The organism is Methylorubrum podarium (assembly GCF_022179745.1).
Taxonomy (GTDB): domain Bacteria; phylum Pseudomonadota; class Alphaproteobacteria; order Rhizobiales; family Beijerinckiaceae; genus Methylobacterium; species Methylobacterium podarium.
On record NZ_BPRD01000270.1, the window covers coordinates 1 to 2,139 of the forward strand.

The window sequence follows — 2,139 nt, forward strand, 5'->3', positions numbered from 1 at the left end:
CGACCCCTGCTGACGCAGCGGCCACCCTCCCCCGCAGAGGGGGGCGGGCAATTTCTGGCGACGACCATCGAAACAACCATCCTCACTCGGCCGGCACCGTCGCGGGTCCGCCCCGGCGACGCTTCGCCCAGAGCCGGAGACGGTCGAGATACAGGTAGACGACCGGTGTCGTGTAGAGGGTCAGGATCTGGCTGACCACGAGTCCACCGACGATGGCGATGCCGAGCGGCCGGCGCAGCTCCGCCCCCTCGCCGCCCGCGACGATGAGCGGGGCCGCGCCGAGGATGGCGGCGAGCGTCGTCATCATGATCGGCCGGAAGCGCAGGATGCAGGCCTCGAAGATCGCATCGCCCGGCGCCAGCCCGCGGTTCCGCTCCGCGTCGATGGCGAAGTCGATCATCAGGATCGCGTTCTTCTTCACGATGCCGATCAGCAGGAACACCGCGATCAGGGCGACGATGGTGAACTCGGTCCCGGTCGTCAGCAGCGCAACGATGGCACCGATCCCGGCCGAGGGCAGGGTCGAGAGGATCGTGAGCGGGTGGATGTAGCTCTCGTAGAGGATGCCGAGCACGGCGTAGACGGCCAGCAGCGCCGCCAGGATCAGCAAGGGCTGGCGCGAGGCCGATTCCTGGTAGCTCTTGGCCGCGCCCGCGAACTCGCCGTGGATGGTCTGCGGCAATTGCAGATCGAGCATGGTCTGGTCGATCACCGCGGTGGCCTCGCCCAGGCTCTTGCCCGGCACGAGGTTGAACGAGATCGTGGTCGCCACGAACAGCCCCTGGTGCGAGACCTGGACCGGGGCGTTGCCGGTCTCGAAGTGGGCGAAGGCCGAGAGCGGAACCATCGTCTCCTTGGCGCTCGACACCGGCGCGCTCGACGAGGCGCCGCCCTTGCTCGCGGCGATGGCGTTGCCCGCGGCGTTGCGCGCCGAATCCGCGGCGAGGGTCGCGGCTGTGTCGGTGGTGGAGGTGCCGGAGGTCGAGGCCTGCGAGGGGGTCGTGGTCCCGCCGCCGGCGACCGTGCCGGCGACCGCGTTGGTGGTGGCCGAGCCCCGCGCCCGGCCGCCCGTGGTCGAGACGTAGATCGTCTTCAGCACCTCCGGGTTCTGGAGGTATCGCGGCGCGATCTCCATCACCACGTGGTACTGGTTGAGCGGGTTGTAGATCGTCGAGACCTGCCGCTGGCCGAAGGCGTCGTAGAGGGTGTTGTCGATCTGGTCCGGGGTGATGCCGTAGCGGAAGGCGGTCGCCCGGTCGATGACGAGGCGGCTTTCCAGCCCGCCCTCCTGCTGGTCGGAGGTCACGTCGGCGAAGATGTCGGTGCGCTTCTGCAGCGCCTGCAGCAGCTTCGGTGACGCCGCGTAGAGCTCGGCCGCCGTGTCGCCCTGGAGGGTGTACTGGTACTGGGCGAAGCTCTGGCGCCCGCCCATCCTGAGATCCTGGCGCGGGAACAGGAACAGCCGCGCGCCCGCGACCTGGGCGAGCTTCGGCCGAAGCCGGTTCATCACCTTCTCGATCGAGTCGCGCTGGCCCAGGGGTTTGAGCCCGACGAAGACGTTGGCCGAGTTGGTGCCGCGCCCGCCGGTGAAGCCGACGATGCTCTCCACCGCCGGGTCCGCCTGCACGATGGCGCTCGCCCGCTCCAGCTTGTCCTTCATCGACTGGAACGAGATGCGCTGGTCGGCCTGGATGCCGCCCATGAGCTGGCCGGTATCCTGATCCGGGAAGAAGCCCTTCGGCACGATGATGTAGCCGTAGACCGTGAGCCCGATCGCTACGAACACGCTGAGCGCGGTCAGCCGCCGGTGACGGAGCGCGAAGCGGAGCGTCCGCTCGTAGCCCGCGAGCAGCGCGTCGAACCCGCCCTCCAGCATCCGCAGCAGGATGTTGGGGCGCCTGGCCGCGTGCATCTGCGCCTCGGGCTTGAGGAGCAGCGCGCACATCATCGGCGTCGTCGTCAGCGAGAGCACGAGCGAGACGAGGATCGCCATCGACAGCGTGACCGCGAATTCCTGGAACAGGCGGCCGACGATGCCGCCCATGAGCAGGATCGGCAGGAACACCGCGATGAGCGACAGGCTCATCGAGACGACGGTGAAGCCGACCTCGCGGGCGCCGATCAGCGCCACATCGAGGC

Annotated in this window: 1 protein-coding gene; it reads right to left on the bottom strand. The window is 68.9% G+C overall.

Features of this window, described 5'->3' with window-relative positions; translation table 11 throughout:
• Window positions 1-82: 82 nt before the first annotated feature.
• Window positions 83-2,139 (bottom strand): efflux RND transporter permease subunit (locus tag MFF42_RS14015; protein ID WP_238256283.1); only part of this gene is annotated, 2,057 nt, incomplete at its 5' end.